Origin of the sequence: Chelatococcus sp. GCM10030263 (assembly GCF_042666455.1) — a bacterium.
Lineage (GTDB): Bacteria > Pseudomonadota > Alphaproteobacteria > Rhizobiales > Beijerinckiaceae > Chelatococcus.
In genome coordinates, this window is sequence record NZ_JBHTDB010000016.1 from 767,983 (window position 1) to 782,683 (window position 14,701).

The window sequence follows — 14,701 nt, forward strand, 5'->3', positions numbered from 1 at the left end:
TTTCGTCCGGTCGACTACTACTCCTCAGCCAGCACCTCCTGGCGCCCGCGGCGAATCTTCGGAAAGATCATGAAGGAAAGCATCACGAGGGCTGCAAGCAGCAGCGCCGCCGCGACGGGGCTCGCGACGAAGCTCGTCCAATCGCCGTTGCCGAGGATCAGCACGCGGCGGAAATTCGCCTCGAGCGAATCGCCGAGCACGAAGCCGAGCAGAAGCGGAGCCGCCTCGAAGCCGAGCTTCATCATGGCGAGACCGACGAGGCCGAAGCCGGCCATGAAATAGATGTCGTCCGACAGCCGGTTCACCGAATAGAGGCCGATGCAGCAGAACAACAGGATTGCCGGGAACAGCAATCGATAGGGCACCTTCAGGAGGGACACCCAGAGGCCGATGAGCGGCAGGTTGATGACGAGCAGCATCAGATTGCCGATCCACATCGAGGCGACCATGCCCCAGAAGAGGTCGGGGTTCTTCGTGAAGACCTGGGGCCCGGGGACGATGCCCTGGATCGTGAGCGCACCGAGCATCAAGGCCATCACCGCATTGGGTGGCAGCCCGAGGCTCAGGAGCGGAATGAAGCAGGTCTGGGCGGCCGCATTGTTGGCCGCTTCCGGTCCGGCGACGCCTTCGGGGGCTCCTTGGCCGAAACGCTCGGGGTCTCGAGAGATCTTCTTTTCGAGGACATAGGACGCGAAGGGCGCAAGCAGGGTGCCGCTGCCCGGCAGGACGCCGAGCAGTGAGCCGAGCACCGTGCCACGGGCGACCGGCCCGGCCGAGCGGCGCAACTCCTCCCGACTGGGCCAGAGCCGACCGAGTGCGGCCTGCACCGCCGGGCGTCGTTCCGAATTCCCGATATTGTGCAGGATCTCGCCGATCCCGAAGATGCCCATGGCGAGGATCGATACGTTCAGCCCCTCGAGAAGCGACGGCAGCCCGAAAGTGAGCCGCTGGGCGCCCGTTTCCACATCCGTGCCGACGCAGGCGAGAATGATGCCGAGCAGCACCGACAGGATCGCCTTCAGAAGCGAGCCGCCGGCGAGCACGATGGCGAAGACAAGGCCGAGCAGAATGAGAGCGAAATAATCTTCCGGCCCGAGATGAAGCGCGACCTCCCCGAGCGGTTGGGCGAAGATGCCGATGACGACCGTGGCGACGCATCCAGCTGCAAAAGAGCCGAGCGCGGCGAGCGCCAGCGCCGCCCCCGCGCGTCCCTTCCGCGCCATGGCATTGCCGTCCATAATGGTGACGATCGAGCTCGCTTCGCCCGGCATGCGCACGAGGATCGCCGTCGTCGATGAGCCGTATTGCGCGCCGTAATAGATGCCGGCGAGCATGATCATGGCGCCGACCGGTGAGACGCCGAAGGTGAACGGCAGCAGGATCGAGATCGTCGCGATGGGCCCAATGCCCGGCAAGACGCCGATCAATGTGCCGATGAGGCAGCCGAGCAGGCAAAGCAGGACGTTGTTGAGGCTGAGGGCGATCGAGAACCCGAGCCCGAGGTCGGCGAGCAATGATGTCATGGGTCAGAGGCTCAGGCCGGGGAGGATGAGGATCGGCATCGTCAGTTTCAGCACATAACTGAACAGGACGATGCTGAAGACGATGAGGCCGAGCGAGACGGCGAAGAGTTCGCCAAAGCGCACCTCCGGCGTTGCGAGGCCGGCGATCAGCATGGTGAGGAGGCCAGCCGGGCCATAGCCGAAAACGGGCGTCACGAGCCCGAAAGCAGCAACGCCGAGCGTCACGAGAAGTGCTGGGCGTAGCGGCCAGCGCTCCAGTCCCGGTCCATCCTTGACGAAGCCGCGCGCGATGAGCACGAGCCCGCCGACGGCAAGCGCATAGGTGCAGACGCTCGGGAATAAGGCTGGCGAGAAGGCGGAGTAGCTGTTCGTCGACACGTGTGACAAAGCACGCAGGAGGACAGCGGCGATCACCACGACCGTGGCGCCGGCCGCGACATCCTGCGGCCCGCGAAGACGCGGCCGGCGAATCCCTCCCGATGCATCCATGGCCGGCTCCTCTCCTCGAAAACTCTATTCCTTTTGCAGCCCCGCCCGGCGGATCATGCCTTCCCATCGGGTCAGTTCGGAGCGCACGAAAGCGTCCGCCTCGGCCTGCGACATGGCCGTCGGCTCGATTCCGAGCTGGCGCAGCCGGTCGCGCACCTTGTCGGATGTCAGAATGACCTTGGTGATCTCGGCATTGAGCCGGTCGAGAATGGGCTTTGGGGTGCCGGCCGGCGCAAAGACGGCGAGCATGGAATCCGTCACGACATCGAAGCCTTGCTCGCGCAGGGTCGGTGCATCCGGGAAGGTGGTGCTGCGGTTGGCGGTCGTGGTGCCGAGGAGGCGCATCGTGCCCGCCTCGATGGGCGCGCGCCCGCCGGCGATATCGGTGACCATCAGCGGCAGGCGACCGCCTAGAAAATCGGTCGTCGCCTCGACCTGCCCCTTGTAGGGCACGCGGCGCATCTCGATCCCGGCGAGCTGGCCGAAAATCGTGCCGGTGACGAGCACGCTACTCTGCCAGAAGGGAAAGGCGAGCTTGCCTGGATTGGCCTTGCCATAAGCCGCCACGTCAGCCACCGACTTCATGGGACTGTCGGCGGGCACAACGATCAGCCAGGGGCTGCGGCCGATGGAGGCGACCGGCACGAGATCCTTGATCTGATCGAAGAGCGGCGCCTTCATCAGATTGGGATTGAGCGAATAGGTAGACTGGGCCGTGAACAGGAGGGTGTAGCCGTCGGGCGCCGCGCGGGCGACCACAGCCGAGCCGATCGCGCCATTGGCGCCCGGCCGCGCCTCCACCACGATGGACTGACCGAGCGCCTTGCTGAGCTCCTCCGAGACGGTGCGGGCGATGACGTCGGTGCCGCCGCCGGCCCCGAACGGCACGATCATGGTGATGGGCCGGCTCGGATAAGCGTCGGCTGCGGCCGCGCTGCCAGCGGCCACACCGCCGATACAGGCAATGGCCGTTGCGATTGCGATCACGCGCCGGGTCGCGAAAAACCGGATCATGGATTTCTCCCTCTCGTCGGGCTTGTTGTTCGGCCTTCCGGCAGCCCGTCGCCGGAGGGCATCGAGTCAGTCGACGGAAAAGAGCGTGCGCGCGATATGGCGCACGCCGCCGTTGAGCTGCCGCGGATCATCGCTGGTGTTCATGTAATAGACAGTGAGCAGACGGCCGGGCTCGACCTCGATAACGCGCGGATAGCCGAGGTCCCAGCTGCCGCCGTCGTCGCGCAGGATGATCTCCGAGCCCCATGTGCGGCCGCCGTTCTCGCTGACCCGGGCGCGGATGCCGGGCGGCGCCAGGCGATAACCGTAGACGCAGACGACGCGCCCGTCGGCCATCTCAACGATGTCGCCCGGCGCGCCCCAGTCGTTGACGCGCGACAGGAAATGCCAAGTGCGGCCACCGTCCTCGCTCTCGAATACATCCGTCCAGAAGACACCGCGCGCGTCGCGCTGAAAGCGCAGCGAAGCGAGTATGCGCCCGTCGCGCAAGGCGAGCGGCCGGGCGTAGAAATGGCGGATCGCGCCGAAGAGGGCAAGCTCATTGCGATCGCTCACCGCCGAGCCGCCCTCGATTGCGGGTGTGATGAAGGACAGAAAATTCCAGCGGCGGCCGTCGGTGCTGCCGTAGACGAGCGGTCGATTGGTCCAGCCGTCCGCGGAGGTGGTGGAAAGGCCGAGCAGCGCGACCCCGTCCTGGCGCACCGATGGCGGCCCGTGCCCGGTCAGCGATGTCAGGCCGTGGAGCGGCAGGAGTATCGTGCGCCGCCATGTCCGGCCCGCGTCGGTCGACAGGCGCAGCCAGGCACGGCTATCGGCCTTGAGCAGCGCCGGCATGGCGCCCGACATGACGATGACATTGGGGTCGAGAAAGTCGACCGTCGCCTCGTCGTCGTAGTTGCTGCCGCCCGTGCGCTCGATCTCTTCCGCCGAGGTGGAGAGATCGAAGACCGTCTGCTGGCTCTCCGGATTCCATGAGCGGCCGCCATCACGGGAGCGGATCGTGGTCAGCCGCCCTTGTCCGACGGTGAGCCGCGTGTGGCTGATCTCTGCGTCGGCCCCATATCTGCTTGGGATCTTCTTGAAACCGAGGAGAAGTTCCCCGTTCAGGAATTGCCACAGGCCGCAATAAAAGGGCCATCCGCAGAATTCGTCCTCGCGGCGATAGACGATGCCGTGATCGGCGTCGCGGGAGCGCCTGGGCTTGTCGAATGGCATCTTTGACCTTCACGCGCTTGCAAGAAGAGGCGTCCGCATCAAGCACATTCACCGGCGGCGAAGAGGCCAGCGCAACCGCCGGCATTTTCGGCCGGCGAAACATCCGCCAGCCGATCCGGGTCATTTGTCGTCGAGGTTCGGATTGGTCGTCGGCACGCCACCTTCGAACCAAGTCTCGAATTTGCGATAGGCGTAGAGCCATCGCCCATCGGGCTGCTTGACGCAGGTGTCGGTCATGTGGGCGATCTGGATGGGGGGATTGGTCGGCAGGATCGGCTTGCCGTCCTGGGCGTACAGGTGGAGAAACCAGTTGCAGACCGCGCGCGTCGGGCTCTCGAGAACGACGCGGAAATTGGTGACCGAATGCACCGCGACGCGCGGACCGCGATCGAGCCGGTATTGATAGAACTGCCTGATCTTGGCCTTGCCGTGGTAGCTGGCACGGGTCGATTCGAAGACGGCGTCGTCGGTATAGTAATCGGCAGCATTGCGCCCCCAATTGGTGTCCACATCATGCCAATAGTCCATCAGAAGAATTTCGAGTTCTTGCCGCGCCTTGAGGATTTCCTGAAAGTCCATCGCTTCCTCGATCGATAACGCCCCGGTTGTGAGGGCTCCTGTGAGGCTAGCGCGCCGCATCGACTTCTCCGCACGGCCATTGTGCCTGTTTCGTCGGATGAAAAAGGCGCGCCTCGGCAGGAATGCTGTGCCGATACGCTGTTTCGCCGTCTGAAATAGCTCCGGAAGGCGTTGGCGCGCAGCGCAGACCGGCGACTAGCGTGAAGAGGAACGGGGGTGCCGACGTGGCGCCCGGCCGGCGGACGCCGGGCATCATCAAGGGAGGTTCGTGTGACGCAGAGGCCAGCACGGGAGGCATCGGTCGCCTGTTTCGATCGAATGGAACCGCAGGAAACGGACGCCGCCGGAACGAAGACCTGGATTACGCGTGGCGGCAATTTCCTGGTTGCCGTGTCGCGGGTGAAGCCCGGCGGGGTGCTCTCGCGTGAGAACAACCCTGACGAATACATGGTGATCCTCCCGCCGGGGGTGGAAGCGACTATCACGGCCGGCGACGAGGAGATCGAGGCGGTTGCGGAATCCCTCACGATCGTTCCGCCGGGACCAAGCCAGATTACGGCGCGCAGCGAGGGGCTGATCGCCCGCATCATCACCAAGAACGCGGAGGATCTCATCGCCAAGGCGTGGAACGCGGCGACCTATGCCGATGGGGCGCCCGAACTCGCCGTCCTGGAGCCTTGGCCCGAGCCGGTCGGCGGCTTCAAGCTGCGACATTACCCGCTCGCGCCCTATGCGGATCCGAAGGGCGAGCGCATCCAGCCGCGCCTCTTCCGCTCGACCAATATGATGGTGAACCTCTTCGTGCACTATCAGAACCGGCGCGACACCACCGCCCTCAGCCCGCACTGGCACGAGGATTTCGAGCAGGCCTCGCTCACCCTGCACGGCACCTGGATCCACCACCTGCGTTGGCCGTGGAATGCCAATCTCGCCGAATGGCGGCCCGACAACCATGACGAGGTGCCGACCCCCTCGGTCATCATCATCCCCGCCAATGTGGTGCACACATCGCGCGATGTCGGCGCAGGCGAATCCTCGCTCTACGACATCTTCTGTCCGCCGCGTCTCGATTTCTCGATGAAACCCGGCTTCGTCTTGAACGAGAGCGAGTACCCGATGCCGAAGATCGACGAGACGAAGACGGTGACCAAGGGCACGCTTCTCTCATGGCAGAAATCGGCTTGAGGGAGGCTGCGGCTGCGGATGATCCCGGGGCGTTGCGAAGCAACGGACCTGGGCTCCGGAACAATGGGGCATCCCGGGGCGGAAGGCGCGGAATCCTCTCGCACGACATCGTTCCCAGATCCCGGACAGCCGCTGCGCGGCTTCCGGGATGACCAAGGCGCCCGCCCTGACAGTCGAGATTGTGCGTATCAACGCGATAGGTGAATGCTCTAACCTCCCACCAGAGAATAACTACGGTGGTGATGATGAATCGCTTCGAGAAGCCGCGTCCCGCTCATAATGCCGAACACGGCATCGTCTATCGAAATCAGGAAGAATTCGCCGCCTGGCCTTTCCTCGGCGGCCTGTGGCGGACGGCGAGTGGTGAGATCGTTGCCGCCTTCACGCGCAATCACTGCGTCTATACAAAGCCCGACGACATTCATCACGACGTCCTCTCCGTCTCGCGCGGACAGGTCTCGATCATCCGCTCGCGTGACGGCGGCGCGAACTGGGACGCGGATTCGGTCAAGACCGTTTTCGATATGGCGACCACCGCCGGGGAGATCGCCGCCGGCGGCGCCGAGGATTATCGCGACGAAGCGCCGGTCGACTTCCTCGACCGCGACGTGCTCGTGCTTTCAGGTGCCATTCCCGCCCATTTCGTGCCGACGGCACGGCCTTGGATCAGCCTGTCGGTCGATGGAGGCCATTCCTGGCGACGCCCCATTCTTCTGCCGCTCGGGGGGCTTCACTCTTTATCCGGCCAAGGCTCGACCTCGGTGCGGGCCGATGGCGTGAGCCTTATTGCGCTCACGAGCGTGACGCCGGACGGCTGGACACGCCGTCCGCTGGTCTATGCCAGCGCCGACGGCGGCGGCTCGTGGCAGTTCCTGTCCTTCATCACGCCGGAACAGGACGACGGCACCGCCGTGTCGGAGCGCAAGGGCAGCCCGCGCTTCGGCGCCCATCGCTATTTCTATCCGCGGCCGCTGCCGCTCAGGAACGGCCGCATTCTCTGCTCCATGCGTTCCCAGCGCGACCCGACCAGCATTCTCTGGACGGAAATGTTCGAGAGCGAGGACGGCGGCCGGACCTGGCATTTTCTGTCGCGGGTCAACGACTGGGGCGCGCCGGGTGACATCGTCGAGATGGCGGACGGGCGCATCGCCTGCGTCTACGGCTATCGTCTCGCTCCCTTCGGCATTCGCGCCCGCATCAGCGAGGACTGCGGACGCAGCTGGGGGGCGGAGATCATCCTGCGCGACGACGGCGGCAGCTGGGACCTCGGCTATCCCCGCGTCCTCGAGGTGGCGCCGGGCAAGCTGATGACCGTCTATTACTTCAACCTCCGCGACGACCCCATCCAGCTCAACGGCGGCGTCCGTCATATCGCCTGCACCTCGTTCTCACCCGATTGACGCGCAGGCGGCACCGCGCCGCATGCCGACCTCTCGACAACAATGATGCGGAACCGACAGACATGGCCAAGATCATCATCAGCGCCGCGGTGACCGGTGCCATCCACACGCCTTCAATGTCGGAGCACCTGCCGGTCACCCCTCGGGCGATCATCGAGGATGCGGTCGCAGCGGCCGAAGCCGGCGCGGCGATCGTCCATCTCCACGCCCGCGATCCCGAAACCGGCAAACCGGACCAATCGCCGGAGGCGTTCCGCCCGATCGTTCAGGCGATCAAACAGCGCTCGGACTGCGTCATCAATCTGACGACTGGCGGCTCTCCTACGATGAGCATCGACGAGCGCCTCGCGCCCGCGCATGTGCTGAAGCCGGAGCTCGCCTCGCTCAACATGGGCTCCATGAATTTCGGCATCTATCCCATGCTGGAGCGGACCAAAACCTTCCGCCACGACTGGGAGCGGCCCTATCTCGAAGGCTCGCATGACCGTATCTTCAAGAATACCTTCGCCGATATCGAACATATCCTGACGTCTTGCAGCGGCAACGGCACGCGCTTCGAAGTGGAATGCTACGATATCGGCCATCTCTATACGCTCGCGCATTTCGTTGAGCGCGGCCTGATCAAGCCGCCGTTTTTCGTCCAGTCGGTGTTCGGCATCCTCGGCGGCATCGGCGTCCATGCCGAGGACGTCGTGCATATGAAGCGCACCGCCGACCGGCTGTTCGGCGCCGACTACCGCTGGTCGGTACTCGCCGGCGGCAGGCACCAGATCCGCATCGCCACGCTCGCCGCCACCATGGGCGGCAATGTGCGCGTCGGCCTGGAGGACTCGCTCTGGATCGGCCCAGGCCGCCTGGCCCAGTCCAGCGCCGAGCAGGTGGCCGCGATCCGCGGCATCATTGAAAGCCTCGGGCACGCCGTGGCGTCTCCGGTCGAGGCCCGCGAAATGCTGTCATTGAAGGGGGGCGAGCAGGTCGGCTTTTGACCAGAGTACAGGTTGGAATTTCGCAGAGCGAAACGATCGAGTGTCGTCGCTGGCGATCTTCCAATCGTGCTAGACTTTCTTCCCAACGATAAGGAGGTCGCGATCCGGGCGGACCGCGACCCCAGCTATGGGAGGATGGCTATGGAGCCCATGACTCTCCTGGGCGACGCGGTGAGCGCGATATCGGATGCGGCCGTCAGCCGTGAGCCGAAGGAGCAGCTACACGAGCGCTGCCGGACAAATTCGAGGCGCGGTATGTCCGACCCCGGGCGACGTTCTTATCCGCCGGTTGAGTCTGTGAGAAGGGCGCTCGAGGTGTTGCGCACCGTCAATCGGCTGCGCATCGCATCCGTCACCGATATCTATGCAGCGACCGGCCTGCCGAAGCCGACCATCGTTCGGATGCTGGAGACCTTGATCACCGACGGCTATGTGGCGCGGGACAATATGTTCGGCGGCTACCGTGTGACTTGCCGCGTGCATGAACTCACCAAGGGCTACGGCGGCATCTCCATGGTGATCGAGGCCTCGCGCGCCCCGGCCATCGAGCTGACCCGCCGCATGAAATGGCCGATCGGCATCGGTGTGCTCGAGGGCGATGCCATCTCCATCCAGTTCTGGACGGGCGCCATCAGTCCCTGGGCGCACACCAATACGGTGCTGGGCTTGCGGCCGACCTTGCTGAGTTCGGCCATGGGACGGTCTTACGTGGCCTTCTGTCCCGAGGAGGAGCGCGAGAAGCTCTTCGCCTCGATGCGCGAGACCGTCGAGGAATTCACCGCGCAGAAGGAGAATGAATTCCGTCATCTCCTCGCTCGCGTGCGCACGGACGGCTTCGCCCTACGGGATCCGCGGACGGAGCCGAAGCAGATGACGACGATCGCGGTGCCGCTGATGTTCGAGGACAAGGTGCTCGCCGCGATGAGCGTGAGCTTCTACAAAAGCGCCGTCCCGCTGCAGAATATCGCGCCCCAGATCGTCGCGCCCATGAAAGAGACCAGGGGTAAGATCGAAGAGAATCTGTCGCTCCTGATGCGCGATGCGCGCAGCTCGGCCCTGACCGAGGTCGACACGACGCACGGTCTTGCTCCTTTGACACCGGGCTGACCGACGCGCGCGGTCGCTGCCGTGCGGAAGGCCGCAGCGCCTGCGCGGCGTCGCGGCCGGGTTCCTCACCAGGTCGAGGAGGTGCCGTAGTCCTTCAAGGCTTGCATGGCCGCGGCCTTCAAAAGATTCTGGTCGTTCGAGACAACGAAGGCCGAGGCGCCACGGTCGCGCATCGCGCGCGCATCCTCACGGCTGGAGACCAGCACCATGGTCGGCATGCCGGCCGCCCGTGCGGTGGCCGTGATCTGCTCGACGGCTTCCTCCATGCGCGCGGTGCCGAGCGCCGCGGTCAGATCGCCGCGCCCGATAAAGAAGGCATCGATGCCGTCGACGGCGGCGATGGCATCGAGGTGCGCGAGCGCCGCCTCGTCTTCGATCATCGCGACGCAGGTCACCTCCGCATCTTGCGCCGCGATATGATCGGCAAAGCTCGCGCCTCCGAAACTGCCGGCGCGGGTGGTGTTGGAGAAGCCGCGTGAGCCGTTGCGGTAACGGCAGGCGGAAGCAATGTCGCGCGCCTTCTCGGGCGAATCCACATGCGGCACGAGAACGCCGGTCGCGCCGAGGTCCAGGACCGAGAGGATGCTGGCCGGCGTCGGCTCGGCTACGCGCACGAGAGCCGCGGTGCCGGCGGCCCGTGCCGCCAGACAAGCGATGTCGATCGTGCCACGATCGAAGGGCGCGTGCTCCTGGTCGATGATCACGAAGTCGAAGCCGATCGAGCCGACGATCTCGATCACATGACTCGTGGGGGTTTTGATGAAGGTGCCAAGCACATGCTGGCGGTCTCTGATGCGGCTGCGGAATGCGGACGGAGGTTGGCGGCTCCCAGACATCGGTTCGGTCTCCTCGATGATGCCATCGCTCGGCGCCGGTCCGCCGCTGCAAGGCGCCGAGGCCGGCCACTCCAGTCCTAGCCGAGCGGCGGCCGAGAGGACGCCGCCGACTGGGCGATTTTCAGCGCGCGAAACAAGCCTCAGGCTGTGTCGCCGCACGGACCGAGGTGGTGGCCATGGGGGAGGGTTCGCGCCCCGAGAGCCCTGACGAGATTGCCGGCCTCAGGCTGAAAGCGAACGGCGGGAGCGCGACAGTGCGAGCGAAGACCACGCGCCCTGGCTAAGGGAGGATCTGGCCGAGGAAGGCCTGTGTGCGATCGCTGGCAGGTCGCGAGAAAAAGATGTCGGGTGAGGCGCTCTCGACGATTTCGCCGCCGTCCATGAAGACGACGCGATCGGCCACGCGGCGCGCAAAACCCATCTCATGAGTGACGACGATCATCGTCATGCCGTCCTCGGCGAGGCCGACCATCGTGTCGAGCACCTCTCTCACCATCTCCGGATCGAGCGCCGATGTCGGCTCGTCGAAGAGCATGATCTTCGGCCGCATGCAGAGCGCGCGGGCGATGGCGACCCGTTGCTGCTGCCCGCCCGACAGCCGCCCGGGAAATTTGTCCGCCTGCTCGGGAATACGCACGCGCTCGAGGAAATGCCGGGCTGTCGCTTCAGCCTCCGCACGGGCGGTTTTGCGCGCCAGGACGAGCGGCATCACGCAATTGTCGAGCACGCTCAGATGCGGGAAGAGATTGAAGTGCTGGAACACCATGCCGACGTCGCGCCGGACGGCGTCGATGTCGCGCAGATTGTCGGTGAGCTCGACACCGTTCACGACAATGCGGCCGCCCTGGTGACGCTCGAGCCGGTTGACACAGCGGATGAGGGTCGACTTGCCGGATCCCGAGGGCCCGCACACGACCACTCTCTCGCCGCGGCTGACGTGGAGGTCGACTCCCTTGAGCGCATGATAGGCGCCGTACCACTTGTGCACGGCTTCGATCCGCACGGCCTCGTCGCCTTGGCGGTCAACCGGCGCTTGGCGAAAGTCCGGCGCATTCGTCATCGGTCGTCTCTCTCGTGGACGCGCCGTTCGAGCCAGAGCGAATAGCGCGAGATCCCGTAGCAGATGAGGAAATACATTGCGGCGACAAAGAGATAGGTTTCGGCGTAAGGCGCGGGCCAAGCGGGATCGCTCGCCGCCGAGCGGCCGGCGTTCAGCATGTCGAATACGCCGACGATCATGACGAGGCTGGTGTTCTTCACCATGACGATCGCCGTGTTGGTCAGAGGCGGGATAACCTTCTGAATCGCCTGCGGCAGCACGATATGCCAGATGGTCTTCCAATAGGGGATGCCGAGCGCCCGCGCCGCCTCCTCCTGCCCCATGGGCACGCCCTGCAGCCCGCCGCGGACGACCTCCGCGAGATAGGCGGCCGAGAACACGGTGAGCGCCGCCACCGTCCGGCCCAGCTTGTCGATGGTCCAGTCCGACGGCAGCAGGAGCGGCAAGAGGATCGCGGCGACGAACAGGAGCCCGACAAGCGGAAGACCTCGCACGATCTCGATGGCGAATATGGAGAGCATGCGCATCACCGGCTTGTCGGAGCGCCGTCCCAGCGCGAGCAGAACCGCCAACGGAAAACCGAGACCGAGCGACACCACCGCCAGGAGAAGGGTGACGGGCAGGCCGCCCCAGCTGTTCGTGGGGACGAAGGCGAGCCCGAGGAAGCCACCCCACATCAGCGCAAGCATGGCGACGATGAGCAGGCCCCAGCCGAAAACGAGCCGCCGGCCCCACAGGGCGGGCGAAACGGTCACGAGCACGCCGGCCAGGATGAGCCCAATGACGACGAGCGGCCGCCATTGCTGATCCGGTGGATAGACACCGAACAGGATGAAGCGGAGCTTGTCGGCAATGAAGGCCCAGCAGGCACCCCCCGTCTGGCAGGCGCGCGGATCTGCCCTCGTGAAGACCGCATCGACGATCGCCCATTGCGCGATCTTCGGCCCGGCGAGGAGAAGGAGCCCGCCGGTGACGACGGTGATCGCCGCGCTCGCAAAATCACCGAAGAGAACCGAGAGCGCGGAGGTGCGCGGCGCGACCGGCGGGCGCATGATGGCGATTGTTCCGGATGCTGCGGAGGTGGTTGAGGTCATCGCTGCACCAGTGCGACCTTGCGGTTGTACCAGTTCATGAAGAGGGAGACGGCAAGACTGATCGAGAGAAACACGGCGAGCATGATGACGATGCTTTCGATCGCCTGCCCGGTCTGGTTGATGACCGTGCCGACGATCAACCCCAGCTCCGGGTAGCCGACGGCGAGCGCCAGCGTCGTATTCTTGACGGTGGACAAATATTGGGTCGTCAGGGGCGGAATGATGATGCGCAACGCCTGTGGAATCACCACTTTTGCGAGCGTTTGGCGCTCGCTCAATCCGAGCGCTCTGCCGGCCTCCCACTGCCCCATGCTGACCGCCTCGATACCGCCGCGGACGATCTCCCCGATGAAGGCTGACGTGTAGACGACGAAGCCGATGATGAGCGCGGTGAACTCGGGCGAGAGCCTGAAGCCGCCGTTGAAACCGAAGCCCCGCAGCTCCGGCACGGACACAGAGATGCCGATGCCGCAGGCGAGCGCTGCGGCCGCGAGCGCTGCGATGGCGGCCAGAACGGCATGCGGGGCGGACAATCGGATTTTGCTGCGCCGAGACAGGAGGAGCGCTGCGGCCGAAGTGCCGACGATCACGAGCGCGAGGAGCACGAAGCTCCAAACGTTTCCATCCAGCTCCAATCGGGGCAGGAACACGCCCCTGAGCGAGATGAAGGTGCCCCCGATCGGACTCCAGGCGCTGCGCGGCGGTGGCAGGGCGGTGGTCGCGAGGGCGTACCAGAAGAGGAGCTGCACGATGAGCGGGGTGTTCCGCACGGCGGTGATGTAAGCGCCGGTAACACCGGCCCCCAGCGGATTGCGGGACCGCCTCGCCAGACCGACGAACAGGCCGAAGATCGTCGACAGAACGATGGCGAGGATCGAGACGAAGAGCGTGTTGGCGATCCCGACGACGAAGGCCCAGAAGAACGTGTCGGTTGGGCTGTAGGGGATCACGCTTTCCGAGATCGGGAAGCGCGACGGCCGCCAGAGAAAATCGTAGCCGACGCGGATGCCCCTGGCGGCGAGATTGGCGGCGGTGTTTCCGACGAGCCAGGAGAGAAGGCCGAAGACGGCGGCGAGCAGCAGGGCCTGTGTGAGCCAGCTGCGCACCTTCTCGCTGTACCAGATCCTGGCGAGCATGGCTTACTCCGGCCGCCGCTACTGGAAGTCCAACGGAAACATGAGGCCGCCGTCCTTAAACAGGCGGTTGGGACCGCGGTCGAGCTTCAGCGGGCTCGCCGCGCCGAGATTGCGGTCGAAGATCTCGGCGTAGTTCCCGAGCTGCTTGACAATGTTGTAGGCGAATTTCTCGTCGAGCCCGAGCGCGGCCCCGTTGCCGGGCTCGACGCCCAGAAAGCGGCGTACGCGTGGGTCGTTTGACGTCAGCATCTCGTCGACATTGGCCTGGGTGATGCCGTACATTTCGGCCGCGAGGAGCGCCTGGATCGACCACTTCACGATGTCGAACCACTGGTCGTCGCCGTGCCGGACCGCTGGCGTGAGGGCGTCCATATATTGGGTCGCCGGGAAGATGACGTAGTCATCCGGGTTTTTGGCTTGGGTCGCCCGGACGGAGGCGAGCGCCGCCGCATCCGTAATGAGGGCGTCGCAGCGGCCAGAGAAGAAGGCCTGGCGGGTGGCGGCGACATTGTCGAAGATCACCGGCTTCAGGCCGAGCTTGTGCTTTGTGGAGACATCGTTCGCGACAACCTCGGTGGTCGAACCGGTCTGTATGCAGACCGAGGCTCCGGCCATGTCCTCGACCTTGGTAACACCGAATTCCTTCGGCATCATAAAGCCGGTAAACTCGTAGTAGTTGGGAACGGTCGGATTGATACCGTTGGCATCCCGGCGGAGAGTCCAGGTCAGTGTCCTCGGCAGGACATCGACTTCGCCGGTTTGCAGGGCCGGAATACGTTGCTGCCGCTGAGCGGCACGAACTCGACTTTGTCCTTGTCACCGAAGACGGCGACGGCCACGGCCCGACAGGTCTCGACGTCGAGGCCGCGCCAATAACCGTTACTGTCCGGCGCACCGAAGCCGACGGTGCCCTGGCTCGCGCCGCAGATCACGTGTCCGCGCTTCTTGACGGCCTCTAGTGTCGATTCCGCGGAGGCCGGACTGCTCGCGGCCGAGCCGAGGAAAATCGCGCCGGCGAGGGCCGGGAGCATCCATGTCTTCATTCTCATCGTTGGTCCCCTCTTCTTGTTGGATCAG

15 protein-coding genes are annotated in these 14,701 nt (G+C 65.0%); 4 read left to right on the top strand and 11 right to left on the bottom strand.

Going from position 1 to position 14,701, the window contains the following annotated elements:
• Positions 1-17: 17 nt before the first annotated feature.
• The 5 genes from ACFQU1_RS25955 to ACFQU1_RS25975 form a co-directional block, all read right to left on the bottom strand.
• A complete protein-coding gene (locus tag ACFQU1_RS25955; protein ID WP_378138249.1) occupies positions 18-1,523 on the bottom strand; it encodes a tripartite tricarboxylate transporter permease in 1,506 nt (501 codons plus the stop codon).
• Positions 1,524-1,526: 3 nt separating this feature from the next.
• The gene (locus ACFQU1_RS25960; protein ID WP_378138251.1) at positions 1,527-2,012 is read right to left on the bottom strand and encodes a tripartite tricarboxylate transporter TctB family protein; all 486 of its coding nucleotides are present in this window, start codon (positions 2,010-2,012) and stop codon (positions 1,527-1,529) included.
• 24 nt (positions 2,013-2,036) lie between these two features.
• Entirely contained in the window at positions 2,037-3,026 is a 990-nt protein-coding gene (locus tag ACFQU1_RS25965; RefSeq protein WP_378138253.1) for a Bug family tripartite tricarboxylate transporter substrate binding protein, read from the bottom strand.
• Positions 3,027-3,092: 66 nt separating this feature from the next.
• A complete protein-coding gene (locus ACFQU1_RS25970) occupies positions 3,093-4,241 on the bottom strand; it encodes a sialidase family protein (RefSeq protein ID WP_378138255.1) in 1,149 nt (382 codons plus the stop codon).
• Positions 4,242-4,361: 120 nt separating this feature from the next.
• Entirely contained in the window at positions 4,362-4,820 is a 459-nt protein-coding gene (locus tag ACFQU1_RS25975) for a YybH family protein (protein WP_378138257.1), read from the bottom strand.
• Positions 4,821-5,090: 270 nt separating this feature from the next.
• On the opposite strand from ACFQU1_RS25975, the gene ACFQU1_RS25980 reads away from it, so the two are divergent.
• The 4 genes from ACFQU1_RS25980 (at position 5,091) to ACFQU1_RS25995 (ending at position 9,498) form a co-directional block, all read left to right on the top strand.
• Positions 5,091-6,005, top strand: a complete 915-nt coding sequence (locus tag ACFQU1_RS25980; RefSeq protein ID WP_378138259.1) for a hypothetical protein — start codon at positions 5,091-5,093, stop codon at positions 6,003-6,005.
• A 245-nt stretch (positions 6,006-6,250) separates the two neighbouring features.
• Complete coding sequence (locus ACFQU1_RS25985) at positions 6,251-7,405, top strand: sialidase family protein (RefSeq protein WP_378138261.1); 1,155 nt, start codon at positions 6,251-6,253, stop codon at positions 7,403-7,405.
• 62 nt (positions 7,406-7,467) lie between these two features.
• A complete protein-coding gene (locus tag ACFQU1_RS25990; protein WP_378138263.1) occupies positions 7,468-8,391 on the top strand; it encodes a 3-keto-5-aminohexanoate cleavage protein in 924 nt (307 codons plus the stop codon).
• 297 nt (positions 8,392-8,688) lie between these two features.
• On the top strand, positions 8,689-9,498 hold the full coding sequence (locus tag ACFQU1_RS25995) for a helix-turn-helix domain-containing protein (RefSeq protein ID WP_378138265.1): 810 nt from the start codon (positions 8,689-8,691) through the stop codon (positions 9,496-9,498).
• A gap of 65 nt (positions 9,499-9,563) precedes the next feature.
• On the opposite strand, the gene ACFQU1_RS26000 is transcribed toward ACFQU1_RS25995, so the two are convergent.
• From ACFQU1_RS26000 to ACFQU1_RS26025, 6 genes are all read right to left on the bottom strand, one after another.
• Positions 9,564-10,334, bottom strand: a complete 771-nt coding sequence (locus tag ACFQU1_RS26000) for an HpcH/HpaI aldolase/citrate lyase family protein (protein WP_378138267.1) — start codon at positions 10,332-10,334, stop codon at positions 9,564-9,566.
• Between the two features lie 280 nt (positions 10,335-10,614).
• On the bottom strand, positions 10,615-11,394 hold the full coding sequence (locus tag ACFQU1_RS26005; protein WP_378138269.1) for an amino acid ABC transporter ATP-binding protein: 780 nt from the start codon (positions 11,392-11,394) through the stop codon (positions 10,615-10,617).
• Complete coding sequence (locus ACFQU1_RS26010; RefSeq protein ID WP_378138271.1) at positions 11,391-12,488, bottom strand: amino acid ABC transporter permease; 1,098 nt, start codon at positions 12,486-12,488, stop codon at positions 11,391-11,393. The genes ACFQU1_RS26005 and ACFQU1_RS26010 overlap by 4 nt, the downstream gene beginning before the upstream one ends.
• Entirely contained in the window at positions 12,485-13,624 is a 1,140-nt protein-coding gene (locus ACFQU1_RS26015; RefSeq protein ID WP_378138273.1) for an amino acid ABC transporter permease, read from the bottom strand. Before ACFQU1_RS26015 ends, ACFQU1_RS26010 begins: the two co-directional genes overlap by 4 nt.
• Before the next feature lie 18 nt (positions 13,625-13,642).
• Positions 13,643-14,275, bottom strand: coding sequence for a hypothetical protein (locus ACFQU1_RS26020; RefSeq protein ID WP_378138275.1), 633 nt, complete (start codon positions 14,273-14,275; stop codon positions 13,643-13,645).
• Between the two features lie 74 nt (positions 14,276-14,349).
• On the bottom strand, positions 14,350-14,655 hold the full coding sequence (locus ACFQU1_RS26025) for a hypothetical protein (protein ID WP_378138277.1): 306 nt from the start codon (positions 14,653-14,655) through the stop codon (positions 14,350-14,352).
• Positions 14,656-14,701 lie beyond the last annotated feature (46 nt).

Bases quoted from the DNA above. Each gene is read 5' to 3' on its own strand.
- ACFQU1_RS25955 (WP_378138249.1), bottom strand. From the start codon at position 1,523: ATGACATCATTGCTCGCCGACCTCGGGCTCGGGTTCTCGATCGCCCTC.
- ACFQU1_RS25960 (WP_378138251.1), bottom strand. From the start codon at position 2,012: ATGGATGCATCGGGAGGGATTCGCCGGCCGCGTCTTCGCGGGCCGCAG.
- ACFQU1_RS25965 (WP_378138253.1), bottom strand. From the start codon at position 3,026: ATGATCCGGTTTTTCGCGACCCGGCGCGTGATCGCAATCGCAACGGCC.
- ACFQU1_RS25970 (WP_378138255.1), bottom strand. From the start codon at position 4,241: ATGCCATTCGACAAGCCCAGGCGCTCCCGCGACGCCGATCACGGCATC.
- ACFQU1_RS25975 (WP_378138257.1), bottom strand. From the start codon at position 4,820: ATGGACTTTCAGGAAATCCTCAAGGCGCGGCAAGAACTCGAAATTCTT.
- ACFQU1_RS25985 (WP_378138261.1), top strand. From the start codon at position 6,251: ATGAATCGCTTCGAGAAGCCGCGTCCCGCTCATAATGCCGAACACGGC.
- ACFQU1_RS25990 (WP_378138263.1), top strand. From the start codon at position 7,468: ATGGCCAAGATCATCATCAGCGCCGCGGTGACCGGTGCCATCCACACG.
- ACFQU1_RS26000 (WP_378138267.1), bottom strand. From the start codon at position 10,334: ATGTCTGGGAGCCGCCAACCTCCGTCCGCATTCCGCAGCCGCATCAGA.
- ACFQU1_RS26005 (WP_378138269.1), bottom strand. From the start codon at position 11,394: ATGACGAATGCGCCGGACTTTCGCCAAGCGCCGGTTGACCGCCAAGGC.
- ACFQU1_RS26010 (WP_378138271.1), bottom strand. From the start codon at position 12,488: ATGACCTCAACCACCTCCGCAGCATCCGGAACAATCGCCATCATGCGC.
- ACFQU1_RS26015 (WP_378138273.1), bottom strand. From the start codon at position 13,624: ATGCTCGCCAGGATCTGGTACAGCGAGAAGGTGCGCAGCTGGCTCACA.
- ACFQU1_RS26020 (WP_378138275.1), bottom strand. From the start codon at position 14,275: ATGCCGAAGGAATTCGGTGTTACCAAGGTCGAGGACATGGCCGGAGCC.
- ACFQU1_RS26025 (WP_378138277.1), bottom strand. From the start codon at position 14,655: ATGCTCCCGGCCCTCGCCGGCGCGATTTTCCTCGGCTCGGCCGCGAGC.